The organism is Streptomyces antimicrobicus (assembly GCF_020532625.1).
GTDB lineage: Bacteria > Actinomycetota > Actinomycetes > Streptomycetales > Streptomycetaceae > Streptomyces > Streptomyces antimicrobicus.
On the sequence record NZ_JAJAUY010000046.1, the window covers coordinates 19,187 to 42,902 of the forward strand.

Here is a 23,716-nt window from a genome sequence, read left to right on the forward strand (position 1 = left end):
GTGCGCAACGGGATGCACCACGTGATGACGTGGCAGAGCCAGTTTAATGAAGGATTAACCCGTGTCTAGCCTTGCAAACAAATAATCTCAGTCGGATCCACTGCGGATTTCGTAGGCAACAGGGTCGGCCGGGGCCTCTGACAACAGGCGATCAGCCATCGTGCGGTGCAGCCGCGCCGCCGCCGGGTCGCCCAGCCGGTCCAGCGTGTCCGCCAGCCGCACCTGGAGCGCGGCCTGAAGCCGCAGGTCGCCGGCCCGCCGCGCCAGCTCGACGGCCTCGCGGCAGGTGTGCAGCGCCTCCTCCGGGCGGCCGGCGTACTCCTGCACCCGCGCCATTTCGCTCAACGCCCGCGCCTGTCCCGGGACATCGCCCGCCTTGCGGTGACCCGCCGCGGCCGCCCGCCAGCTGCGCAGCGCGTCGCCGTAGCGACCGGCGAGGGTGTGCACGTTGCCCAGCCGCCCGTACAGCCGCGTCTCGTCCGCCCGCTCGCCCCTCGCGAGCGCCTGGGACAGCGCCCGGCCGAACCAGTCGGCGGCGCGGTGGAAGTCCCCGAGCGCCTGGTGGGCACCCCCTACGGATTCCATCGCGCGGCCCGTGGCGTACGGATCACCGGCGGCCCGGCCGGCGTCCAGCGCGGCCCGGTAGCGCTCCAGCGCCTCCGTGGTCCGCCCGGTCTCGGCGTCGAGGTCGGCCAGGTTCAGCAGCGCCGCCGCCCGCTCGCGGTGCAGCGAGCGCCGCTCGGCCACGTCCAGGACCAGCCGGTGCAGCGGGTAGAGCTCGGGGGCGGCCTCCGCGGTGCCGCGGTGCTCGGCCAGCGCCCGGACCAGGGCGGCCACCAGCCGCCGGGCCAGGGTGTCCAGCTCGCCGTCGGCGACGGCCAGGTGCGCGGCGGCGGTCAGGGCGGGGAGCCTGCTGTCCAGCCAGGTGGCGGCGGCCCGGCGGTCGGCGAACCGCAGCGCCCGCGGCAGCCCCTCCAGCTTCTCGCGTACGGGCTCCCCACCGGCCTCGGCCATGGCCCGGCAGGAGTGCAGCAGCCGGACGGTCCGCTCCAGCATCCGGGCCCGGGCCAGCTGGACCTCGCTCGGGCGCTCCTTGGTCTCCAGCAGGCCGCGCACCAGCGGGGCCAGGCAGCCCGGCAGCAGGAAGAGCCCGTCGGCGGCCGGGCGCAGCAGGCCGAGCTGGGCGAAGTCCTCCAGGGTGGACTGGGCGGCGACGACCGAGCAGCCGGCGAGGGCCGAGGCGGTGTGCGAGTCGATCAGGCCGGTCGGGGCCAGCGGCAGCAGCCGCAGGGTGCGCTGGGCGGGCTGCGGCAGCGAGGCGTGGACGAGCTGGAAGGCCTTGGCGACGGTGCCGCCCGCCCCGGCGGGCATGTCGTGCAGCTGCTTGGCCAGGTCGACCAGGGAGGCCTTGGGGTGGGCGGCGAGCCAGCCGCCGGCCAGGGCGAGCGCGGCGGGCTGGCTGCCGCAGGCCTCGGCGAGGGCCTCGGCGGCCCGCGGGTCGGCGGCGATCCGGATGTCACCGGTGTGCCGGGTGAGCATCTGGACGGCCGAGGGGGTGTCCAGGCCGCCGAGGGTGCAGGGACGGACGTCGGGGATCCCGGTGAGCGGGCCCTCGGCGGTGACGACCACCAGGCAGTCGGGGTTGTCCGGCAGCAGGGCGTCCACCTGGAAGACGTCGGCGGCGTCGTCCAGCAGCAGGATCGCCGTACGGTCGGCGAGGGCCTCGCGCAGCGCGGCGCCGAGCTCGTCCTCGCCGGCGCCGGGCGGGGTGGCCCGGCCCAGGGAGCGGAGCAGGCCGCGCATCACGGCCTCGGTGTCGGCGGGCTCACCGCCGGGCATGGTCAGCCGGGCGCGCAGGACGCCGCCGGGGTACTCGGGCGCCACCTCGCGCACGAGTTCCTCGGCGAGCGCGGTGCGGCCGGAGCCGGGGCGCCCGGCGACGAGCAGGACGCGGGCGCGCGGCGCCTTGGCCTTGCGGCCGGAGAGGGTGTCGAGTCCGGTCCGTGCGATGTCCTCGCGCAGCTCCTTGAGCTCACGCCGCCGCCCGACGAAATCCGCCACGGATCCGCTCCTTTCCCAGCGTTCGGGAAAACAGAGCGTAATTCACTCTGTGCGACGAGCTGCGGGGAGCGCGGCGGACAGATCCCTCAATCGGATCAACACATCGTCACACTTTCACTCCCCGGCACCCGCCCCACCGCTGCACCGCGCGGGCGTCACGCCTCGTAGGGCCGCGCCGGCCACGGCGCCTGCGGCCCGCGCAGGGCGTCGAGCCCGCCGGGCGAGGCCAGCGCCGCGGACAGCGCGAGGACCCCGCTGACCAGCCCGGGATTGCCGAGCCGTCCCTCCAGTACGCCGCGGACCAGGTCGGCCAGCGGGACCCGGGCCAGCTCCATGTCCGCCTCCTCCTCGGACGCCGCGTAGCGCTCGCCCTCCACATCGGCGAGGTCGCGGGCCAGGAAGACCCGGACCGCCTCGTCCGAGCCGCCGGGCGAGGAGAAGAAGTCCACCAGCACCCGCCAGTCCCCGGCCTCGACGTGGGCCTCCTCGTACAGCTCGCGCTGGGCGGCCCGCAGCGGGTTCTCCCCCGGCACGTCCAGCAGTCCGGCGGGCAGCTCCCAGAGCTTGTGCCGGACCGGGTGCCGGTACTGCCGCAGGACCAGGACGCGGCCCTGCTCGTCCAGGGCGAGCACGCACACCGATCCCGGGTGCACCTGGTAGTCCCGGCGCGCGGTCGACCCGTCCGGCATCCGCACCCGGTCGGAGGCGACCGCCGTCTTCGCCCCCTCGAAGGGGCGCTCGGCGGAGACGACCTCCCAGGACTGCGACGTATCCCTGATGTCCATGACGGTGATGCCTCCTGCGAACGCGCGACAGCCGGGGTACGCGCTCGTACCCCGGCTGCCTACCGTATGCGCCGGCTGGACCTACTCGGCGGCCCGCATGCGCTCCACGGCCGCCTTCACCAGGCCCGCGAACAGCGGGTGCGGACGGGTCGGGCGGGAGCGGAGCTCCGGGTGCGCCTGGGTGGCCACCAGGTACGGGTGCACCTCGCGCGGGTACTCGACGTACTCGACGAGCTTGTTGTCCGGGGAGGTGCCGGAGAAGACGATGCCCGCCTTCTTCTCCAGCTCGCCGCGGTAGGCGTTGTTCACCTCGTAGCGGTGGCGGTGGCGCTCGTCCACGTACGCCTGGTCGCCGTAGACCTCGCGCACGATGGAACCCTCGGCCAGCTTCGCCGGGTACATGCCCAGGCGCATGGTGCCGCCCAGGTCGCCCGCGCCCTCGACGAAGGCGAGCTGCTCCTCCATGGTCGAGATGACCGGGTGCGGGGTGGAGGCGTCGAACTCGGTGGAGTTGGCCTCCGGGATCCCGGCGAGGTTGCGGGCCGCCTCGATGACCACGCACTGCAGGCCCAGGCACAGGCCCAGCAGCGGGACCTTGTTCTCACGGGCGTACGTGATGGCGCCGACCTTGCCGTCGACACCGCGGTCGCCGAAGCCGCCGGGCACGCAGATCGCGTCCACGTCGGAGAGCTGGGCGGCGGCGCCGGCCGGGGTCTTGCAGTCGTCCGAGGTCACCCACTTGATCTTGACGCGGGCGCGGTTGGCGAAACCGCCGGCGCGCAGCGCCTCGGTGACCGACAGGTAGGCGTCGGGCAGGTCGATGTACTTGCCGACGAGCGCGACGGTGACCTCGTGGTCGGGGTTGTGGACCCGGTCCAGCAGGTCCTCCCAGACGGTCCAGTCCACGTCGCGGAACGGCAGGTCGAGCTTGCGCACGACGTACGCGTCCAGGCCCTCGCTGTGCAGCACCTTGGGGATGTCGTAGATCGACTTGGCGTCGATCGCGGCGACCACGGCGGCCTCGTCCACGTCGCACATCAGCGAGATCTTGCGCTTGATGGAGGTCGGAACGTCCCGGTCGGCGCGCAGCACGATGGCGTCGGGCTGGATGCCGATGTTGCGCAGGGCGGCGACCGAGTGCTGGGTCGGCTTGGTCTTCAGCTCGCCCGAGGGGCCGATGTAGGGCAGCAGCGAGATGTGCACGACGAAGACGTTGTCCCGGCCGACCTCGTGGCGGACCTGGCGGACGGTCTCCAGGAACGGCAGCGACTCGATGTCGCCGACGGTGCCGCCCACCTCGGTGATCACGACGTCGACGTCGTCGGTCGCCATGCGCCGGATGCGGTGCTTGATCTCGTTGGTGATGTGCGGGATGACCTGGACGGTGTCGCCCAGGTACTCGCCGCGGCGCTCCTTGGCGATCACCGTCGAGTAGACCTGGCCGGTGGTGACGTTGGCCGAGCCGTCGAGGTCGACGTCGAGGAAGCGCTCGTAGTGGCCGATGTCCAGGTCGGTCTCGGCGCCGTCGTTGGTGACGAACACCTCGCCGTGCTGGAACGGGTTCATGGTGCCCGGGTCGACGTTCAGGTACGGGTCGAGCTTCTGCATGGTGACCCGCAGGCCGCGCGCCTTGAGCAGCGCACCCAGGCTGGAGGCCGTCAGGCCCTTGCCGAGGGACGAAGCGACACCCCCGGTGACGAAGATGTGCTTGGTCGTCATGGATTTGGGCGGCATCGCCAAGAGGGGGCTCCCGTGGTCGCGAGGTGAGGTGCGTCCGGCCGTCTCTCCCGTTTCCGGGGGTGCCGAAGCTGCGGTTTCGGGGCCGCTGATTCGCACAGGCGGACTCCCGGTCCACGGGGTACCAGCCTATCAGCGACCAGCGGGGTCCGCCTCCGGCCACGCCCGCGGCGGCGGCACGCGGCCCTGACCGGGGCGGCCGGGAGCGGCCCGTTCCGCTCCGCGCCACGCGCGGGCTCCCGCGGCCGCGCGCCGGGCTGTCGGCCATCCAGGTGGTGACCAGACCGTTGGTCACACCAATACTCGCCACTCTTTTGGCGGAGCCCCATTGTTCCAAGACTTAAGGAGATCACTAGGGTGCCGACATATCCTGCTCGGATATCGCTCCACATCGCCGCCCGAGCAGTCCGGCTCGTCCCCTGACGGCAGCACCCAGCCGTTCACGACATCCGGAGCTCGCGCGGGGGACCCTAGGACCGCGCACAACCGCGCAATGCAAGCGCCCTTCGGGGCGGACGTGGCCGTTCGACTGGAGATGCAACGTGTCCGGGCGCATCGAGGATTACGCACTGATCGGGGACATGCAGACCGCCGCACTGGTCTGCCGGGACGGCTCGGTGGACTGGTTGTGTCTGCCACGTTTCGACTCCCATGCCGTCTTCGCGGCGCTCCTCGGCACGGAGGAACACGGCTTCTGGCGGATCGGGCCGGCCTACGCGCCCGGCAGCGAGATCCCCCGGGCGACCAGCCGCCGCTACCTCGGCGACTCGCTGGTGCTGGAGTCGGAGTTCGAGACCCCGCGCGGCACCGTGCGCGTGATCGACTTCATGCCGCCCCGCGAGGACCACGCCCCCCAGCTGGTGCGCATCGTCGAGGGCGTCAGCGGCCGGGTGCCGATGCGGTCGGCCCTGCGCATGCGGTTCAGCTACGGCCGGGTGGTGCCCTGGGTGCACAAGGTCGACGGCCGCACCGTCGCCGTGGCCGGCCCCGACTCGGTCTGGCTGGACACCGACGCGCAGACGTACGGCAAGGACCTCACCACGTACGCCGACTTCACCGTCGGCCCCGGCGACCGGATCGCCTTCTGCATCAGCTGGCAGCCCTCGCACAAGGAGCCCCCGGAGACCCCGGACGCCGAGGCCGCGCTGGAGGCCACCACCGAGTTCTGGCGCGAGTGGGTCGAGCACTGCACCTACCACGGCCCGTACCGGGAGGCCGTGATCCGCTCGCTGATCACGCTCAAGGCGCTGACGTACGCCCCCACCGGCGGCATCGTCGCCGCGCCGACCACCTCGCTGCCGGAGGAGATCGGCGGGGTCCGCAACTGGGACTACCGCTACACCTGGCTGCGGGACGCTGCGATCACGCTCTCCTCGCTGCTGCGCACCGGCTACCGCGAGGAGGCCCGCGCCTGGCGCGAGTGGCTGCTGCGCGCGGTCGCCGGCGACCCCGAGAACCTGCAGATCATGTACGGCATCGCGGGCGAGCGCGAGCTCGGCGAGACCGAGCTGGACTGGCTGCCCGGCTACGAGAACAGCCAGCCGGTCCGGGTCGGCAACGGCGCCGCCCACCAGCTCCAGCTCGACGTCTACGGCGAGGTCACCGAGGCTCTGCACCTGGGCCACATGACGGGCCTGGCCCGCAGCGACTACGCCTCGCTGCTCCAGCTCAAGCTGATCCGCTACCTGGAGGCCCACTGGGACCAGCCCGACGAGGGCATCTGGGAGGTGCGCGGCCCGCGCCGGCACTTCGTGCACTCCAAGGTGATGGCCTGGGTGGCCGTGGACCGCACGATCAAGCTGATCGAGTCCGGGGACGCCGACGGCCCCCTGGAGCGGTGGCGGGAGCTGCGCGACGAGATCCACCGGGACGTCTGCGAGAAGGGCTACGACAAGGAGCGCAACACCTTCACCCAGTCCTACGGGTCGAAGGAGCTGGACGCCTCCTTGCTGCTGATCCCCCAGGTCGGCTTCCTGCCGCCGGACGACAAGCGGGTCATCGGCACGGTCGAGGCGATCCAGCGGGAGCTGTCCACCCCCGACGGGTTCATCCTGCGCTACCCGACGGCCGGTGAGGAGGCCGGTGTGGACGGCCTGGAGGGCGACGAGGGCGCGTTCCTGGCCTGCTCGTTCTGGATGGCCGACGACCTGGCGATGATCGGCCGGGTCGACGAGGCGCGGCGGCTGTTCGAGAAGCTGCTGTCGCTGCGCAACGACCTCGGGCTGCTCGCCGAGGAGTGGGACCCGCGGCTCCAGCGGCAGGTGGGCAACTTCCCGCAGGCCTTCAGCCACGTCCCCCTGATCGACACCGCTCTGCGGCTGACCGCGAGCGGGGCCTACGGCGGCTGACGGGCGGGGCCACCGCGGCTGACGGGCGGGGCGTACGGGGCCTGATTAGCCTGAGGGTATGGCTGGCTCGAAGGCGGGCGCGGCCCTGGCCGCGCTCCGCGAGGATCTGTCAGGCGACGTCTTCGCCCCCGGCGACGCGGGGTACGACGAGGCGAGGGTCGTCTTCAACGCCATGGTCGACCGCCGTCCGGCGGTCATCGCCCAGGTCGAGAGCGAGGCGGACGTGGTCACCGCCGTGCGCTTCGCCCGGGAGCTGGACCTGCCGATCGCCGTGCGCGGCGGCGGGCACAGCGTCTCCGGCTCGGCGCTCGGCGACGGCGCGCTGGTGGTGGACCTGCGCCGGATGCACGAGGTCACGGTCCGTCCCGCGTCCCGGGCCGTACGGGTCGGCGGCGGGGCCACGATGAGCCGTCTCGACCGCGCCTGCCAGCCGTACGAGCTGGCCACCACCGGAGGCCGGGTCTCCAGCACCGGGGTGGGCGGCTTCGTGCTGGGCGGCGGGTCGGGCTGGCTGGACCGCATGTGCGGCCTGGCCGTGGACAACCTGCTGGGCGTGGAGCTGGTCACCGCCGACGGCGAGCAGGTCACGGCCACCGCCGAGGACCGTCCCGAGCTGTTCTGGGCCCTGCACGGCGGCGGCGGGAACTTCGGCATCGCCACGTCCCTCACGCTGCGCCTGCACGCCCTGCCGCAGATGTCGATCGCGTTCCTGCTGTACCTGCCGGAGTACGGCCCGCAGGTGCTGCGCGCCTACCGCGACCTCATCGAGTCCGCCCCGCGCGAGGCGAGCGGCGCCGTGCTGTACCTGACCGGCCCGCCGGAGGAGTTCGTCCCGCCCGAGCTGGTCGGGCGGCTGCTGGCCGGGGCGCTGCTGACGTACGCCGGCCCCGAGGACCGGATGCGCAAGCTGGCCGAGCCGCTGCTGGCGGTCCCGCACGTGGTCGAGATGGTCACGCCGATCCCGTACGCGGACCTGCAGTGCATGATCGACGACCCGCCGGGGATGCGGAACTACTGGTCGGCGGAGTACCTGACCGGGGCGCCCGACGCCTTCGTGGACGCCTTCTGCGGCATGGCGGCCACGATGCCCGTGCCGAGCGGCACCCAGCACCTGGTGTGGCCGCAGGGCGGCGCGGTGGCCGAGGGCCCGGCCGACTACCCGGTGCCGTACCGGGACGCGCCGTGGGCGGTGCACCCGTTCGGCGTCTGGTCCGACCCGGCGGACGACGACCGGGTCCGCGGCTGGGTCAAGGACGTGCGGGCCGCCGTGGAGCCGTGGCGCACCGGCGCGGTCTACCTGAACTTCCTCGGGGACGAGGGCGCGGACCGGGTGGTCGCCGGGCTGGGCGCGGAGAACATGCGGCGGCTGGGCGAGGTGAAGCGGAGGTACGACCCGGACAACGTCTTCCGCTTCAACCACAACATCAAGCCGCTGTGAGCGGACGCCCGGCAGAGAGCTCCGCAGGGATCCCCGACGGCACCTTCGCGGGCACCTCCGCGGGCACCTCCGTAGCGGCCGGAACCGGCCGGGAGGTACCGTCCGGCGACATGGACAACCAGGGCGGGATCACCGTTCAACGAGCACTTGAGCTGCCCGGACTGCGCAGCGGACTGCCGGAGGTGGTGGCGTGCGCCGACCGGCTGGGGCGGACCGTGCGCTGGGTGCACGCCGGCGAGGTGCCGAACATCGCCTCCCTGCTCAAGGGCGGGGAGCTGCTGCTGACGACGGGCCTGGGACTGGGCACCCGGCCCGCCGAGCAGCGCGCGTTCGTCCGCCGGCTCGCCGACCGGGGCATCGCGGCGCTGGTGGTGGAGCTCGGCCCGCGGTTCACCCGGCTGCCGGCGACGCTCGTGGACACCGCGCGGGCGGCCGGGCTGCCGCTGGTGCAGCTGCACCGCGAGGTGCCGTTCGTGACGGTGACCGAGGAGGTCCACACCGAGATCGTCAACGGCCACTACGCGCTGCTGCAGCGGGCCGAGGAGGTGCACCGGCGGTGCACCGAGGCCCTGCTCGGCGGCGGGGGCGTCCCGCAGGTGCTGCGGATCCTGGCCGACTTCACGGCCAACCCGGTGTTCCTGGAGACCCCGGACGCCCAGCTGCTCTACGCCGCCGGCAGCAGCTCCGGCGACCCGGGCGCGGACCCGCTCCAGGTGTGGGAGGGGCTGCGCGGCCAGCGCGGGGAGGCCCCGCCGTCGAACGCCGTCGTGGTCGACGTGCCCGGCGGCGGACCGGGCACCGGCGCGGTGCGGGCCCGGCTGGTGCTGCTGGGGGTGTCGACCCCGCTGCTGCCGGTGCACCGGATGGCCGCCGAGCGCACGGCGGGCGTGCTCGCGGTGGTGCTGATGCAGGCCCGGCAGGAGGAGGAGCTCGCGGCGCGCGGGCGCGGCGACTTCCTGACCGACCTGGCGGAGGGCCGGATCTCGGCCGAGGACGCGCCGGCCCAGGCGCGGGTGCTGGGCTTCCGGCCGGGGGCCGGGCCGCTGCTGCCGGTGGTGATGCGGCTGGCGGCGGAGCTCGGCCCGGCGGGGAACTGGTCGGTGCTGGCCCGGGCGGTGTCGGAGGAGCTGTCGGCGGTGGGCGTGCCGGTGCTGCTGGGGGTCCGCCCGGTGGAGGGCAGGGTTCCGCTGCTGGTGGCGCTGCGGTCGGAAGGCGAGCGCACCGCGGTGGCCGACCGGGTGGCGGCGGCGCTGCGGGCGGGCGTGGAGCGGGCCGGGCTGGACCGGGCCGGGGCGCCGCCGGCCGTGGTGGTCGGCGTGGCTGGCGGCTGGACGGCGGCCTCCTCGGGGCTGCGGCACGCCGCCGAGACGGCCACCGCCGCCCACGGGCTGCCGCCCCGCCCCTGGTACGACGCCCGCCGGCTGGACATCGACCTGCTGCTGTGGCGGCTGCGCGAGCATCCGGACCTGGCGGCCTTCGTGGACCGGGCGATCGGCGCGCTGCGGGTGCACGACGCGACCTCGCGCCCGGCGCTGCTGCCCACGCTGGAGACGTACCTGGCGCACGCGGGACGCAAGGCGGAGACGGCCCGCGAACTGCACCTGAACCGCCAGACCCTGTACAACCGCCTGGCCCGCATCTCGGAGCTGCTGGGCACCGATCTGGACGACCCGGAGACGGTCCTGTCGCTGAGCCTGGCCCTGCGGGCCCGCCGGCACACGCAGAGCACGGCCTAGGGGCGCCGGCGGTCCAGCAGCTCGTCGTAGACCGACAGGACCTGGGCCACCGTGTCGTCCTCCGACGGCCAGGTGGCCGCCTGGGCACGGCCGGCCCGGGCCAGGGCCGCGCGGCGGGCCGGGTCGGCGATCAGGGAGGTCACCGCCCGCGCCAGGGCCTCGGCGTCGCCGTAGGGGACCAGGACGGCCGCGTCACCGACCAGCTCGGGCACCCCGCCGACCTTGGTCGCCACCAGCGCCACCCCGGCCCGCAGCGCCTCCTGCGCCAGCAGGGACCGGGCCTCCCAACGGCTCGGCAGCACCGCCACGTCGGCGGCGGCCAGCAGGTCCAGCACGTCCGTACGCCGCCCCAGCAGCCGCACCGGCAGGGCCTCGGCCTCGATCCGCCGGGCCAGCGCCGCCCGCAGGGCGCCCTCCCCGGCGATGACCAGCAGCGGCGCGGGATCCAGCGCCCGCCATGCCCGCGCGGCGTCCAGCAGCACGCCGTAGCCGCGGTGCGGCACGAGGCTGCCCACGGCGATCAGCAGCGGCCGGTCCAGCGCGCCCAGTTCGGCGCGGACCTTGCCCGGTTCGGCCCCGTGGGAGGAGACGGCGGCCATCGGCACGGTCACCGGCGCGAGCCGCGCGTCCCGGGCCCCGCGCAGCCGCGCCAGGTCCACCTGGTCCGAGGAGGTGCCCAGCACCACCGCGGCGGCCCGCGCCACCCGCCGCTCCAGCACCCGGGTCAGCCGCGCCAGCGGCCCGCCGGCGTCCGGCCCGCCGCCGTGCCAGGTCACCACCAGCGGCACCCGGAACCCGCTCAGCGCCAGGGCGGCCCGCATCCCGGCCTGCACCCCGTGCGCGTGCACCACGTCCGCGCCGGCGCACGCCGAGCGCAGGGAGCTCACCGCGGCCGGGGTGAACTGCGCCCCCGCGCCCGTGAAGTCGTACTCGCCCTCCGCCTCGACCGGCGCGCACACCGTCACCCGCACCCCGCGCGCGGCCAGTCCGCCGGCCAGGGACCGCACGTGGGCGCTGCTGCCCGCCCCGCCGGAGCCCCCGAGGACTTGGACGGTACGCATCGGCACCCGCCCGAACGGCGGGCCCGCAACCGGAACCGGTGTGCTGCTCACGGCCGGAGCTCCTGGGTGAGGGAGGCAGGGACGTCGCCCAGGATGCCAGCCCGTACGCGCGTTCCGAGACCATTCGGGTGCGGATCCCGGCCGGGATGACCCCGCGCGCCGTCAGCTATCACCCACACGGGCTACATGTCCGTCACCCCGGGGCACCCGGGGTGACGGACCTCAGCCGTCGGCGCGGGCCGCCGCGAGGAGCTCCTCCGCATGGGCGCGGGCCGTCTCGGAGTCCTCCTGGCCGGCCAGCATCCGCGACAGCTCGCGGACCCGGGCCTCGCCCTCCAGCACCGTGACACCGCTGCGCGTCACCGAGCCGTCGTTGGTCTTCTCCACCAGCAGCTGCCGGTCCGCGAACGCGGCCACCTGCGGCAGGTGCGTGACGACCACGACCTGCGCCGACTTGGCCAGCTTCGCCAGCCGCCGCCCGACCTCGACCGCCGCCTTGCCGCCGACGCCCGCGTCCACCTCGTCGAACAGGTACGTCGGAACCGGGTCCGAGCCCGCGAAGACGACCTCCACCGCGAGCATCACCCGGGACAGCTCACCGCCCGAGGCGCCCTTGGCGATCGGCCGGGGCTGGGCGCCGGGGTGCGGGGCGAGCAGCAGCTCGACCTCGTCCGCGCCGGTCGGCCCGTACAGGACCGGCCGGCCGCCGACCTCGACGCCCTCCCCGGAGGGGTCCTCGGTCTGCCGGATGTCGATGGTGACCCGCGCGTGCGGCATCGCCAGCGACGCCAGCTCCGCGGTCACGGCGGCGGCGAACCGCTCGGCCGCCTCCGTCCGGGCGTCGGTCAGGGCCTGGGCCAGTCCGGACAGTTCCGCCCGCAGCGCGTCCCGCTCGGCGGTCAGTTCGGTGATCCGCTCGTCGTCGCCGTCCAGCTCCAGCAGCCGGGCGGCACCCGTCTCGGCCCACCGCAGGACCGCGTCGACGCCCTCCTCGGCGGTGCCGTACTTGCGCACCAGCTGCAGCAGCGCCGCGCGCCGCTCCTCCACCGCGGCCAGCCGCAGCGGATCGGCGTCCAGGTCGTCGGCGTACCCGGCGAGCTCCCCGGCCACGTCCGCCAGCAGGATGCCCAGCTCCCCGATCCGCTCGGCGAGCGAGGCGAGCGCCGGGTCGTGCGCCCGTACGGCGTCCAGCGCCCGGTGCGCGCCCGCGACCAGGGTGCTGGCGTCGACGCCCTCGGGGTCCTCCGGATCGCCCGCGAGCGCGCGGTGCGCGAGCTGGGCGGCACCCGCCAGCGACTCGGCGTGGCCGAGCCGCTCGGCCTCGGCGGCGAGCTCGGCGTCCTCGCCGGCCCGCGGTTCCACGGCGGCGATCTCGTCCAGCCCGAAGCGCAGCAGGTCGGCCTCCTGGGCCCGTTCCCGGGCCCGGGTGGTGATCTCCTCCAGCTCGGCCGCCACGGCCCGCAGCCGCCGGTAGGCGGCCGCGTACTTCTCCAGCGGGACGGCGACCGCGTCGCCGGCGTACCGGTCCAGGGCCTGCCGCTGCCGGGCGGGCCGCAGCAGGCCCTGCTGGTCGGTCTGGCCGTGGACGGCGACCAGGTCGTCGGCGAGCTCACCCAGCAGCCCGACGGGCACCGAGCGGCCGCCGACGTGGGCGCGCGAGCGCCCCTCGGCGGAGACGGTGCGGCTGATCAGCAGCGCGCCGTCGTCCAGCTCGGCCCCGGCCTCCTCGGCCCGTACGGCGGCGGGGGCGTCCGGCCGCATCACGATGCGGCCCTCGACGACCGCCGCCTTGGACCCGATCCGTACCAGCGCCGGGTCGGCCCGGCCGCCGAGCAGCAGCCCGAGGCTGGTGACGACCATCGTCTTGCCCGCGCCGGTCTCGCCGGTCACCGCGGTGAATCCGGGCGACAGCTCGACCACCGCGTCGTCGATGACGCCCAGCGACCGTATCCGCATCTCCTCAAGCACGCTGAAGACCATACAGAGGTTTGGCACGTCGGATGTGACCTCGCCCCCTCACCCGCTGGTCGGCCACCTGCCCCGTCACCCTGACGGGGCAGGTGGCACGGGCCGCGCCCGTCAGTGCGGGGCGCCGCGCCAGCCGGACACCGGCAGCGCGAACTTCGCCACCAGCCGGTCGGTGAACACCGCGTGGTGCAGCCGCGCCAGCCGCACCGGCACGCTGCCGCGGCGGACCTCCACGCGGGCGCTCGGCGGCAGCTCCAGCGTGCGCCGCCCGTCGCACCACAGCACGCCGTGCGGGGTCCCGGTCTGGACCTCCACCGCCAGCACCGAGTCCGGCGAGGTCACCAGCGGCTTCGCGAACAGCGCGTGCGCGCTGATCGGGACCATCAGCAGCGCCTCCACCTCCGGCCAGACCACGGGGCCGCCGGCGGAGAACGCGTACGCCGTCGAGCCGGTCGGCGTCGCGCAGACGATCCCGTCGCAGCCGAAGCCCGTGACCGGCCGGCCGTCGATCTCCAGGACGACCTCGAGCATCCGCTCCGGGGACACCTTCTGCACGGCGGCCTCGTTGAGCGCCCAGTCCCGGTGGACGACGTCCCCGTTGGTCCGCACGATCACGTCGAGGGTCATCCGCTCCTCGACCTCGTAGTCCCGGGTGACCACCCGGTCCACGACCTTGTCCAGGTCGTCCCGCTCGGCCTCGGCGAGGAAGCCCACCCGTCCGAGGTTGACCCCGAGCATCGGCACCCCGGAGCCGCGCGCGAACTCCGCGCCGCGCAGCAGCGTGCCGTCGCCGCCGAGCACGATCAGCAGCTCGCAGCCGTCGAGCACGCCGGGCGTGGTCTCGGTGACCAGCTCCACCTCGGGCGGCAGCGGCAGGTTCACCGCCTCGTGCTTGAGTACCCGTACCCCCAGTCCGCTGCGCAGCAGACCCTGTACGACCAGCTCCGCGCTGCGGATGGCCGCCGGCCGTCCGGTGTGCGCGAGCAGGAAGACGGTCCGCCCCGTCACGGAACCCCCTGTTGAAGTTGTCACCGCGGCCCCTCCGCCACTGCACGGTCAACATCGGCCGGGTCGAGGGCCGGTGCCCCCGCCCGCAGCCACAGAAAGTACTCGACGTTCCCCGACGGGCCGGGCAGCGGACTCGCGGTCACCCCGAGCACGCCCAGCCCCAGCTCCCCCGCCTGCCGGGCGACCTCGCACACGGCCTGCGCGCGCAGCTCCGGGCTGCGCACCACGCCGCCGCTGCCCAGGCGCTCCTTGCCCACCTCGAACTGCGGCTTCACCATCAGCACCAGGTCCGCGTCCGGCGCCGTGCACCGCACCAGCGCGGGCAGCACCAGCCCGATGGAGATGAAGGACAGGTCACCGACGACGAGGTCGACGGGGATGCCGTCGATCTGCTCCAGGGTGAGCTCGCGCACGTTGGTGCGGTCCTTGACGGTGACCCGCTCGTCGCTCTGCAGCGACCACGCCAGCTGCCCGTAGCCGACGTCGACGGCCACCACGTGGGCCACCCCGGCGCGCAGCAGGACGTCGGTGAACCCGCCGGTGGAGGCGCCCGCGTCCAGCGCCCGCCGGCCCTCGACGCGCAGCCCCTGCGGGACGAAGGCGGCGAGCGCCCCGGCCAGCTTGTGCCCGCCGCGCGAGACGTAGTCGGGGTCGCTGTCGTCCTTGAGCACCACCAGGGCGGCGCTGGTCTCGACCTGGGTGGCCGCCTTGGTCGCGGTGGCCCCGCCGACGGTGACCCGGCCGGCGGCGATCAGCTGGCCCGCGTGCTCCCGCGAGCGCGCCATCTTGCGGCGGACGAGTTCGGCGTCCAGGCGGCGGCGTGCCACTCCAGCCACGTTCGGTTCAGCTCCTGTTGTCGTACGGACGAGGGGCGGGGGCGGCGTCCAGCGCGGTCAGCGCGTCACGCAGTCCCCTGTGAACATCCTCGTACACCTCGACATGTCCGTCCGCCGGGAGGTGGTCGGCGTCGGCCAGCCGCTCCAGCAGCGCGTCCACCCCGGCGTGGCCGGTGGGCATCCGTACGACGCCCAGCGGGGCCGGGCCGGCGGGCGCGTCGGCGCTCCCGTCGTCCTCGGGGACGGCGTGCGCCGGGGCGTCGGCCGCGGGGGCGCCGCCCGCCGGGGTCCCGTCGGCGGGGGCCGGGTCCGCCGGGTCCGCGTCCGCCGGGTCCCCGTCCGGGTTCACTTCGTCGGTCATGCCCCGACGCTACCCCCTGGGACTGCGGTACGGTCGTGATCACGATGGCGACCACCCAGGAGTGCCGCGCGGCGCTCGACAAGCTCTCCGACAATCTGGCCCGGGCCGGCGACGACGTGCGCGGCGCGGCCGCGCTCGACCGATCGCTCAGCTGCCACGTCACCGACCTCGACCGGACCTTCACCGGCCGGCTCGCGGGCGGCCGGATCCGGGTGGACGGCGTCCGTCCCGGCCCGCCCGCCACGAAGGCCCAGATCCGGCTGGCGATGACCGGCGACGACCTGGTGGCGCTGGTCGAGGGCGAGCTGAACTTCGCCAAGGCCTGGGCCACCGGCCGGGTCCGGCTGGAGGCGGGCGTGCGCGACCTGCTGCGCCTGCGCTCCCTGCTGTGACGGCCCCGCCGCTGCGACGCCCCGCCGCTCAGACCGCGGCGGCCGGCGCCGACGCCTTCGCCCGGGCCTGCCGGGTGGCCGGGACCACCAGCGGGGTGCCCGTCTCGGGGTCGTCGATGACCTGGCACTTCAGCCCGAAGACCCGCTCCACCAGCTCCGCCGTGACCACCTCGGCCGGCGGGCCCTCGGCCACCACCGTGCCGCCGCGCATCGCGATCAGGTGGGTGGCGTAGCGGGCGGCGTGGTTGAGGTCGTGCAGGACGGCGACCAGCGTGCGCCCCTGCTCCTCGTGCAGCTCCGCGCACAGGTCGAGCACGTCCAGCTGGTGCTGGATGTCCAGGTAGGTGGTGGGCTCGTCGAGCAGCAGCAGCGGGGTCTGCTGGGCCAGGGCCATCGCGATCCACACCCGCTGGCGCTGGCCGCCCGACAACTCGTCCACCGCCCGGTCGGCGAGTTCGGCGACCCCGGTGGAGGCCATCGACTCCGCCACGATCCGCTCGTCCTGCGCCGACCACTGCCGCAGCAGCCCCTGGTGCGGGTAGCGGCCGCGGGCGACCAGGTCGGCGACGGTGATGCCGTCGGGGGCGGTCGAGGACTGCGGCAGCAGGCCGAGGGTCCGCGCGACCTGCTTGGCCGGCAGCGAGCCGATGGCCTGCCCGTCCAGCAGGACCTGCCCGGCGGCCGGCTTCAGCATCCGCGACAGGGCCCGCAGCAGCGTCGACTTGCCGCACGCGTTGGGGCCGACGATCACCGTGAACGAGTGGTCGGGGATCTCCACCGACAGGTTCTCGGCGATGACCCGCTGCTCGTAGGCGAGGGTCACGTTCTGGGCGGTCAGCCGCTGCACGTCCGTACTCCTTGGGTTCATATGCGTCCTGCCTTGCGCTCGGTGACGAGCAGCCACAGCAGATAGACACCGCCGACCAGACCGGTCACCACACCCACCGGCAGCTGGTCCGAGCCGAAGGCCCGCTGCGAGGCCCAGTCGGAGACCAGCAGCAGCACGGCGCCCATCAGCGCGGCGGAGAGCAGGTTCGACCCGGGCGAGCGGGTCAGCCGCCGGGCCAGCTGGGGCGCGGCCAGGGCGACGAAGGTGATGGGGCCGGCCGCGGCGGCGGCCGCCGTGGTCAGCAGGACGGCCGCCAGCATGAGCAGGAAGCGGGTGCGCTCGACCCGCACCCCGAGGGCGTACGCGGCGTCGTCGCCCATCTCCATCATCCGCAGGGCCCGGCCCTGGGAGAGGACCAGCGGGAACAGCACGCCGCAGGTCACCAGCAGCGGCCACACCTGCGCCCAGTCCCGCCCGGCCAGCGAGCCGGTCAGCCAGACCAGGGCGCGGGTGGCCTCGACCACCTGGGCCTTGGTCAGCAGGTACTGGATCAGCGCCACCAGGACCGCGGACGCGCCGATGCCGACGAGGACCAGCCGGTAGCCGTGGATGCCCTGCTTGTACGCCAGCGCGTAGATGGCCAGGCCGGTCAGCAGCCCGCCCAGGACCGCGCCGAGGGCGACCTGGTTGGCGTCGCCCTTGAACAGGATGATGACCGCGAGGGCGCCGACCGCCGAGCCGTAGCCGAAGCCGAGCAGGTCGGGCGAGCCCAGCGGGTTGCGCGAGACGGCCTGGAAGACGCCGCCGGCCATGCCGAGGGCCGCGCCCACCAGCAGCGCGACCAGCACGCGCGGCAGCCGCAGGTCGTTGACGATGAAGTCGTTCGCCGGGGTGCCGTTGCCCAGCAGGGTCTGGACGACGTCCCAGGGGGCTATCTCGAAGTCGCCGGTGCCGACGAGGACCACGGCCGCCACGGCGGCGGCCGCGGCCAGCACCAGCCCGGCGGTCAGGGCGCGCGGCTCCACCCGCAGGGAGGTCCCGGCGGGGCCGCGCAGCACCCGGGTCGCGGGTCGGCCGGACGTCTCGGGGCGCCCGGGCCGGTCTGGGCCGCCGGGCCGCTCGGGGCCGCCGGCCGGGGAGTGGGCAGTCACGGTCACAGCTGAGCCATCCTCTTGCGGCGGACCAGGACGATGAAGACGGGCCCGCCGATCAGCGCGGTGACGATGCCGACCTGGAGCTCGGCGGGCCGGGTGACGACCCGGCCGAGGACGTCCGCGCCCAGCAGCAGGACCGGCGACAGGACGGCCGAGTAGGCCAGCACCCAGCGCATGTCGGGGCCGGTGAACACGCGCACCAGGTGCGGGATCATCAGGCCGATGAAGACGATCGGCCCGCAGGCGGCGGTGGCCGCGCCGCACAGCAGCGTGACGGCCACCATGGCGGTGACGCGGGTCCGGGTCAGATCCGCACCGAGCGCCCGCGCGGTGTCGTCGCCCATGGCCATGGCGTTCAGGGGCCGCCCCAGCAGCAGCGCGAGCACCGCGCCGACGGCGATGAACGGCGCCACCCGCACGGCGGTGTCCATGGTGGCCGAGGCCAGCGAACCCACCGTCCAGAAGCGCAGCTTGTCCAGCGCCTTGCTGTCCATCAGCTGGACCGCGTTGACGTAGCTGACCAGGGCGAAACTGGCCGCCGTACCGGCCAGGGCGAGCCGTACGGGCGTGGCCGCGCGGCTGCCGCCGAGGACGTAGACGAGCACCGAGACCAGCGCGGCTCCGGCGAACGCGTACCAGACGTACTCGGTCAGCGAGGACGCCCCGAGGAAGCTGATCGCCGACACCACGGCCGCCGCGGCACCGGCGTTGACGCCGAGGATGCCGGGCTCGGCCAGCGGGTTGCGGGTCAGCGCCTGCATGACCGCGCCCGACAGGCCGAGCGCCGCGCCCACCATCAGCCCGAGCAGCGTGCGCGGCACCCGCAGGTCGCGCACCACCACGTCGGACGGGGTGCCCGAGTAGCCGAACAGGCCGTGCCAGACCTGATCGAGCGGCATCTGCTTGGCGCCCACGGCGATGGACGCCACCGCGATCGCCGCCAGCACGCCCAGGGCGGCCAGCAACCCCGCGGTGCGCGCGGCGTTCCGCGGGCGGGTGGCGGCGACCGGCGCCGCGCTCTTTGAGGGAGGACTCTCGACCAACACGGAAGTTAGGTTAGCCTAGCCTCCGCCGATTCCGATCTCCCGGAGCACCCGAAGGCCCTGCTCACAGCCCCAGCCGCGCCAGCGCCTTCCCCGCGTCCAGCGTGCACGCCGCGTCCCCGGCGGCACTCCAGGCGGCGGCGCACAGCACCCGCAGTCCGTCCATCGGGTCGCCGTCGCCCTCGCCGCCCAGCTCCAGCTGCCCCTGCGCGGCCGACGCCGTCCAGCCCCCGCAGCGGAACACCCCGGCCTGCGCCGTCACTGCCGGCTGCGGAGTCAGCAGCCCCCGCAGGTCCCGGTCCACGTACGTCGGCCGGTGCCGCGGCTCGGCCCGCAGCAGCTGGGCGGCGTCCGTCACGCCGGTGAGCACCAGCAGCGAGTCGACCTCCCCGTTGAAGGCGCCCTCGATGTCGGTGTCCAGCCGGTCGCCGACCACCAGCGGCCGCTCCGCGCCCGTGCGCAGGATCGTCTCGCGGTGCATCGGCGGCAACGGCTTGCCCGCCACCTGCGGCTCGGCACCCGTGGCGATCCGTACGACCTCCACCGCCGCCCCGTTGCCCGGCGCGATGCCCCGCGCGCTCGGGATCGTCAGATCGGTGTTCGACGCGAACCACGGCAGCCCGCGCGCGACGGCGTAACTGGCCTCCGCGAACCGGCTCCACGGCAGCTCCGGGCCGCCGTACCCCTGCACCACCGCCGCCAGGTCCGGCTCGTCGGCCGAGTCCACCGGCACCAGGCCGCGCTCGCGCAGCGCCACCCGCAGCCCCTCGCCGCCGACCACCAGCACCTTCGCCCCGGCCGGCAACTGCTCGGCCATCAGCCGGGCCACCGCCTGCGCGGACGTGATCACATCGCCCGCCGCGGCCGGGACGCCCAGTTCGGTCAGGTGCTCGGCCACCGCGTCGGGCGTGCGCAGCGCGTTGTTGGTGACGTACGCCAGGTGCATCCCGTCGGCCCGGGCCGCCCCCAGCGACTCCACCGCGTGCGCGATCGCCTGACCGCCCGCGTACACCACCCCGTCGAGATCCAGCAGGGCGGTGTCGTACGCCTGGTGCAGGCTCCGCTCGCTCCCGGAGGGCATGGTCCTGCTGTGCCGACTCATCCTGTCCGCTCCTTCGATGATCTTGACAGATCTTGTCTCCCCCGATCATCCCGCATGGCGAGACGCACCTTACGATGCACCAATGACCACACCTGGCACCGAGGAACACGGACTTCGCCTGATCCCCTTCCGCGGGCTGCGCTACGTCCCCGAACGCGTCGGCAGCCTCGCCGCCGTCACCTCGCCGCCCTACGACGTGGTCGTACGCCCCGACGGACTCAACCACCTGGAGTCCGCCGACCCGCACAACATCGTCCGGCTGATCCTCCCCCAGGCCGACACCGCCGAAGCCCGGGGCGAGCAGGCCGCCCGCACCCTGGGCAGCTGGCTCGCCGAGGGCGTCCTGCGCGCCGACCCCGAACCCGCCCTGTACGTCTACGAACAACGCAAGGGCGACCTCCTCCAGCGCGGGATCATCGGTGCCCTCGCCCTGTCCCCCGCCGACGCCGGCGTCGTCCTCCCGCACGAGGACGTCATGCCCCACGTCGTCACCGACCGGGCCGGCCTGATGCGCGCCACCGGAGCCAACCTCGAACCGCTGCTGCTGACCTACGTCGGCGACGACCCGGCCCCCACCGCGGACACCGGCACCTCCGCCGTCGTGGAGGCCACCGCCGCGCGCACCCCGCTGCTGTCCACCACCACCGAGGACGGCGTCTGCCACCGCCTGTGGGCCGTCACCGACCCCGCCGAACTCGCCGTCGTGACGGCCGATCTCAGCCATCGTCAGGCCCTCATCGCCGACGGCCACCACCGCTGGGCGACGTACCTGCGCCTCCAGCAGGAACAGCGGGACCACCAGGAAGACCCCCAGGACCCCACCAGCTCCTGGGACTTCGGCCTCGTCCTCCTCGTGGACACCGTCCGCTACCCGCTCCAGGTCCGCGCCATCCACCGGATGCTGCGCCGCCTCCCGGTCGCCGACGCCCTGGCCGCCCTGGACGGCCACTTCCGCGTGCGCACGGTCGACGGCCCGCTCCCCGCCGCCCTGGAGGCCCTGGGGGCGGCCGCGGCCGAGGGCAACGCCTTCCTGCTCACCGGCGACGGCCGCTTCCACCTGGTCACCGACCCGGACCCGGCGCTGATCGACCGCACCGTACGGCACGACCGCCCCGAGGCCTGGCGCCGCCTGGACGCGACCGTGCTGCACGCGACCTTGCTGGAGGAGCTCTGGCACGTGCCGGACACCCCCGAGCAGATCACGTACATCCACGACACCGAGGCCACCATCGCCATGGCCGAGCGCCACGGCGGCACCGCGGTGCTGCTGCACCCGGTCCGCGAGGAGGTCGTCCGCGAGCTGGCCCGCCAGGGCGTCACCATGCCGCGCAAGTCCACCTCGTTCGGCCCGAAGCCGGCGACGGGACTCGTACTGCGCCGCATGGACTGAGCACCCAGGACGCCGAAGGGCGGCACCCCCACGGGGGTGCCGCCCTTCGTCCGTCACTTCTCAGGCACGACCGCCGGACTTGCGGTCGTCGTCCGAGTCCGCGTCCGCCTCGGCACGGTCGAGGGGCTCGTACTCCTCGTCGTCCTCGTCGTAGTACTCGGTCACGTCGCCGGCGGCCTCGGCCCGGGCCACCTCGGCCGGGTCCTGGTCATCGTCCTCGTCGTCCTCGAACTCGTCGGCGCCCAGGTCGCGGCCCTCGGCCGCGCTGTCGTCCTCGTCCTCGGAGTGCATCGCGTCCACGAACTCGACGCCGTCCATCTCGGCCAGCCGGTCCGAGGCGTCCGTGGCCCCGTCCTTGTCGGCCTCGACGGTCTTGGCGAACCACTCGCGCGCCTCGTCCTCACGGCCGGCGGCCAGCAGCGCGTCGGCGTAGGCGTACCGCAGCCGGGCCGTCCACGGCTGGACGGAGTGGGAGGCCAGCTCCGGGCTCTGCAGGGTCACGATGGCGGCGTCCAGCTGCCCCATGTCCCGGCGCGCACCGGCGGCCACCAGCCGCATCTCGACCTGGCCGGCCTTGTCGAGCTTCTGCACCTCGGGCTCGCCGGCCATCGCCAGCGCCCGCTCCGGACGGCCGAGGCCGCGCTCGCAGTCGGCCATGACGGGCCACAGCTCGACGGAACCGGTCATCCGGCGGGCGGCGCGGAACTCGGCCAGCGCCTCGCTGAACTTCTGGCTGGCGTACGCCGCGAACCCGGCGGCCTCACGCACGGCGGCGACCCGGGAGGCCAGCCGCAGGGCGATCCGCGAGTACGCGTACGCCTGCTCCGGCTCCTCGTCGATCAGCCGGGCCACCATGACCAGGTTCTTGGAGACCTCCTCGGCCAGGCCCTTGGGCAGGCTCATGAGCTCCTGGCGCACGTCGGCGTCGATCTCGTCGCCGGTGACGTCCTCGTCGATCGGCAGCCGCTTGACCGGCTCGCGGTCCCCGCGGTCCCGGAAGTCCCGGTCCCGCTCCTCACGGCCCCGGTACCCACCGCGGTCGTCACGGCCCCGGTACCCGCCGCGGTCGCCGCCGCGGTCGTCCCGGCCGCGGAACCCGCCACGGTCGCCGCCGCGGTCGTCACGGCCGCGGTAGCCGCCGCGCTCGCCACCCCGGTCGTCACGGCGGAAGCCGCCGCGGTCGTCGCGGCGGTCGCCGCGGTCACCGCGGTCGTCGCGGCGGAAGGGCGGGCGCTCGTCGCGGCGGTCGTCGCGGCGGAAGCCGCCACGGTCGTCGTCACGGCGCGGGTAGCTGGGCCGGTCGCCCCGGTCGTCGCGGCGCGGGTAGCTCGGCCGGTCACCGCGGTCGTCACGGCGGAACGAGGGCCGGTCGCCACGGTCGTCGCGGCGGAACGGCGGACGGTCGTCGCGGCGGTCGCCACGGTCGTCGCGGCGGAAGGGCGGGCGCTCGTCGCGGCGGTCGTCGCGGCGGAAGCCGCCACGGTCGTCGTCACGGCGCGGGTAGCTGGGACGCTCGCCCCGGTCGTCGCGGCGCGGGTAGCTCGGCCGGTCACCGCGGTCGCCGCGGTCGTCGCGGCGGAACGACGGACGGTCGTCACGGCGGAAGCCGCCACGGTCGTCACGGCGGTCGCCGCGGTCACCGCGGTCGTCACGGCGGAAGGACGGGCGCTCGTCGCGGCGGTCGTCGCGGCGGAACCCACCACGGTCGTCGTCACGGCGCGGGTAGCTCGGCCGGTCACCGCGGTCGCCGCGGTCGTCGCGGCGGAACGACGGACGGTCGTCACGGCGGAAGCCACCGCGGTCGTCGCGGCGGTCGCCGCGGTCGTCACGGCGGAAGGGCGGACGGTCGTCGCGGCGCTCGCCACCACGGTCGTCACGACGGAAGCCACCCCGGTCGTCACGGCCGCGGTAGCCCCCGCGGTCGTCGTCACGGCGCGGTCCGCCACGGTCGTCGTCGCGGCGGAAGGACGGGCGGTCGCCGGCCGGGCGGCCACCACGGTCGTCACGGCGGTAGCCGCCGCCACCGGGACGGCCGCCACGGTCGTCGCGGCGGTAGCCCCCGCGGTAGCCGCCCCTGTCACCACCGTCGTTGCGACGGGGCTCGCGCTCCGGACGATCGTCGGGAGAGTTGGACATGGGTGTGACTCCTGTCTTCGGGGTACCGCTAGTCATTCTCGCGCAACCAGCCCATGGCCGCGCTTCGGCGTAAAGAGGTGCAAAACAAAAAGGACCCTTGGTCCTCAGCGTGAACGCTGAGGACCAAGGGTCCTTTGAAAGATTGTTCGGCGGCGTCCTACTCTCCCACAGGGTCCCCCCTGCAGTACCATCGGCGCTGAAAGGCTTAGCTTCCGGGTTCGGAATGTAACCGGGCGTTTCCCTAACGCTATGACCACCGAAACCCTATCGGTTTCGAGCGAACAAGCACACTCTGTAGTTGTGTTCTGCTCAAACCAGCAACTGTTCGTTG

General features: G+C 74.4%; 18 protein-coding genes and 1 rRNA gene. 5 read left to right on the forward strand and 14 right to left on the reverse strand.

Annotated features, from left to right (window positions below):
• Positions 1–87: 87 nt before the first annotated feature.
• From LG632_RS14230 to pyrG, 3 genes are all read right to left on the reverse strand, one after another.
• On the reverse strand, positions 88–2,061 hold the full coding sequence (locus tag LG632_RS14230; RefSeq protein WP_226727409.1) for a tetratricopeptide repeat protein: 1,974 nt from the start codon (positions 2,059–2,061) through the stop codon (positions 88–90).
• A 155-nt stretch (positions 2,062–2,216) separates the two neighbouring features.
• Positions 2,217–2,846, reverse strand: a complete 630-nt coding sequence (locus LG632_RS14235) for an NUDIX domain-containing protein (protein ID WP_226727410.1) — start codon at positions 2,844–2,846, stop codon at positions 2,217–2,219.
• An 81-nt stretch (positions 2,847–2,927) separates the two neighbouring features.
• The gene (gene pyrG, locus LG632_RS14240; RefSeq protein ID WP_226727411.1) at positions 2,928–4,580 is read right to left on the reverse strand and encodes a CTP synthase; all 1,653 of its coding nucleotides are present in this window, start codon (positions 4,578–4,580) and stop codon (positions 2,928–2,930) included.
• 545 nt (positions 4,581–5,125) lie between these two features.
• Between pyrG and LG632_RS14245 the strand changes: the two genes are divergently transcribed.
• The 3 genes from LG632_RS14245 to LG632_RS14255 all read left to right on the forward strand — a co-directional run bounded on the left by LG632_RS14245 (position 5,126) and on the right by LG632_RS14255 (position 10,105).
• A complete protein-coding gene (locus LG632_RS14245) occupies positions 5,126–6,931 on the forward strand; it encodes a glycoside hydrolase family 15 protein (protein ID WP_226727412.1) in 1,806 nt (601 codons plus the stop codon).
• A gap of 58 nt (positions 6,932–6,989) precedes the next feature.
• Complete coding sequence (locus LG632_RS14250; RefSeq protein WP_226727413.1) at positions 6,990–8,369, forward strand: FAD-binding oxidoreductase; 1,380 nt, start codon at positions 6,990–6,992, stop codon at positions 8,367–8,369.
• A gap of 110 nt (positions 8,370–8,479) precedes the next feature.
• Positions 8,480–10,105 carry a PucR family transcriptional regulator gene (locus LG632_RS14255; protein ID WP_226727414.1) on the forward strand — a complete coding sequence of 542 codons (1,626 nt, stop codon included), beginning with the start codon at positions 8,480–8,482 and terminating at the stop codon, positions 10,103–10,105.
• Here LG632_RS14255 and LG632_RS14260 read toward each other — a convergent pair.
• The 5 genes from LG632_RS14260 to LG632_RS14280 form a co-directional block, all read right to left on the reverse strand.
• Positions 10,102–11,166 (reverse strand): glycosyltransferase family 4 protein, encoded by a 1,065-nt coding sequence (locus LG632_RS14260; RefSeq protein WP_226727425.1) that lies wholly within the window; start codon positions 11,164–11,166, stop codon positions 10,102–10,104. The genes LG632_RS14255 and LG632_RS14260 overlap by 4 nt on opposite strands.
• Positions 11,167–11,388: 222 nt before the next feature.
• Complete coding sequence (recN, locus tag LG632_RS14265; RefSeq protein WP_226727415.1) at positions 11,389–13,146, reverse strand: DNA repair protein RecN; 1,758 nt, start codon at positions 13,144–13,146, stop codon at positions 11,389–11,391.
• A 99-nt stretch (positions 13,147–13,245) separates the two neighbouring features.
• A complete protein-coding gene (locus LG632_RS14270) occupies positions 13,246–14,142 on the reverse strand; it encodes an NAD kinase (protein ID WP_226727416.1) in 897 nt (298 codons plus the stop codon).
• Positions 14,143–14,162: 20 nt separating this feature from the next.
• Positions 14,163–14,978 carry a TlyA family RNA methyltransferase gene (locus LG632_RS14275; RefSeq protein WP_226727417.1) on the reverse strand — a complete coding sequence of 272 codons (816 nt, stop codon included), beginning with the start codon at positions 14,976–14,978 and terminating at the stop codon, positions 14,163–14,165.
• Between the two features lie 7 nt (positions 14,979–14,985).
• The gene (locus LG632_RS14280; protein WP_226727418.1) at positions 14,986–15,339 is read right to left on the reverse strand and encodes a hypothetical protein; all 354 of its coding nucleotides are present in this window, start codon (positions 15,337–15,339) and stop codon (positions 14,986–14,988) included.
• 44 nt (positions 15,340–15,383) lie between these two features.
• Between LG632_RS14280 and LG632_RS14285 the strand changes: the two genes are divergently transcribed.
• Positions 15,384–15,731 (forward strand): SCP2 sterol-binding domain-containing protein, encoded by a 348-nt coding sequence (locus tag LG632_RS14285; protein ID WP_226727419.1) that lies wholly within the window; start codon positions 15,384–15,386, stop codon positions 15,729–15,731.
• Between the two features lie 28 nt (positions 15,732–15,759).
• Here LG632_RS14285 and LG632_RS14290 read toward each other — a convergent pair whose 3' ends face one another.
• From LG632_RS14290 to LG632_RS14305, 4 genes are all read right to left on the reverse strand, one after another.
• Positions 15,760–16,599, reverse strand: a complete 840-nt coding sequence (locus LG632_RS14290) for an ABC transporter ATP-binding protein (protein ID WP_226727420.1) — start codon at positions 16,597–16,599, stop codon at positions 15,760–15,762.
• Positions 16,596–17,618 (reverse strand): FecCD family ABC transporter permease, encoded by a 1,023-nt coding sequence (locus tag LG632_RS14295; RefSeq protein ID WP_226727426.1) that lies wholly within the window; start codon positions 17,616–17,618, stop codon positions 16,596–16,598. The genes LG632_RS14290 and LG632_RS14295 overlap by 4 nt, the downstream gene beginning before the upstream one ends.
• A 95-nt stretch (positions 17,619–17,713) precedes the next feature.
• Complete coding sequence (locus LG632_RS14300) at positions 17,714–18,760, reverse strand: FecCD family ABC transporter permease (RefSeq protein ID WP_226727421.1); 1,047 nt, start codon at positions 18,758–18,760, stop codon at positions 17,714–17,716.
• Between the two features lie 61 nt (positions 18,761–18,821).
• The gene (locus LG632_RS14305) at positions 18,822–19,859 is read right to left on the reverse strand and encodes an HAD hydrolase-like protein (RefSeq protein ID WP_226727422.1); all 1,038 of its coding nucleotides are present in this window, start codon (positions 19,857–19,859) and stop codon (positions 18,822–18,824) included.
• A gap of 82 nt (positions 19,860–19,941) precedes the next feature.
• Here LG632_RS14305 and LG632_RS14310 point away from each other — a divergent pair, with 82 nt between their 5' ends.
• On the forward strand, positions 19,942–21,249 hold the full coding sequence (locus LG632_RS14310) for a DUF1015 domain-containing protein (protein ID WP_226727423.1): 1,308 nt from the start codon (positions 19,942–19,944) through the stop codon (positions 21,247–21,249).
• Between the two features lie 60 nt (positions 21,250–21,309).
• On the opposite strand, the gene LG632_RS14315 is transcribed toward LG632_RS14310, so the two are convergent.
• Both LG632_RS14315 and rrf read right to left on the reverse strand, forming a co-directional pair.
• Positions 21,310–22,167, reverse strand: coding sequence for a tetratricopeptide repeat protein (locus LG632_RS14315; RefSeq protein ID WP_226727427.1), 858 nt, complete (start codon positions 22,165–22,167; stop codon positions 21,310–21,312).
• A 1,362-nt stretch (positions 22,168–23,529) separates the two neighbouring features.
• A 5S ribosomal RNA gene (rrf, locus tag LG632_RS14320) occupies positions 23,530–23,646 on the reverse strand.
• Positions 23,647–23,716: the final 70 nt, after the last annotated feature.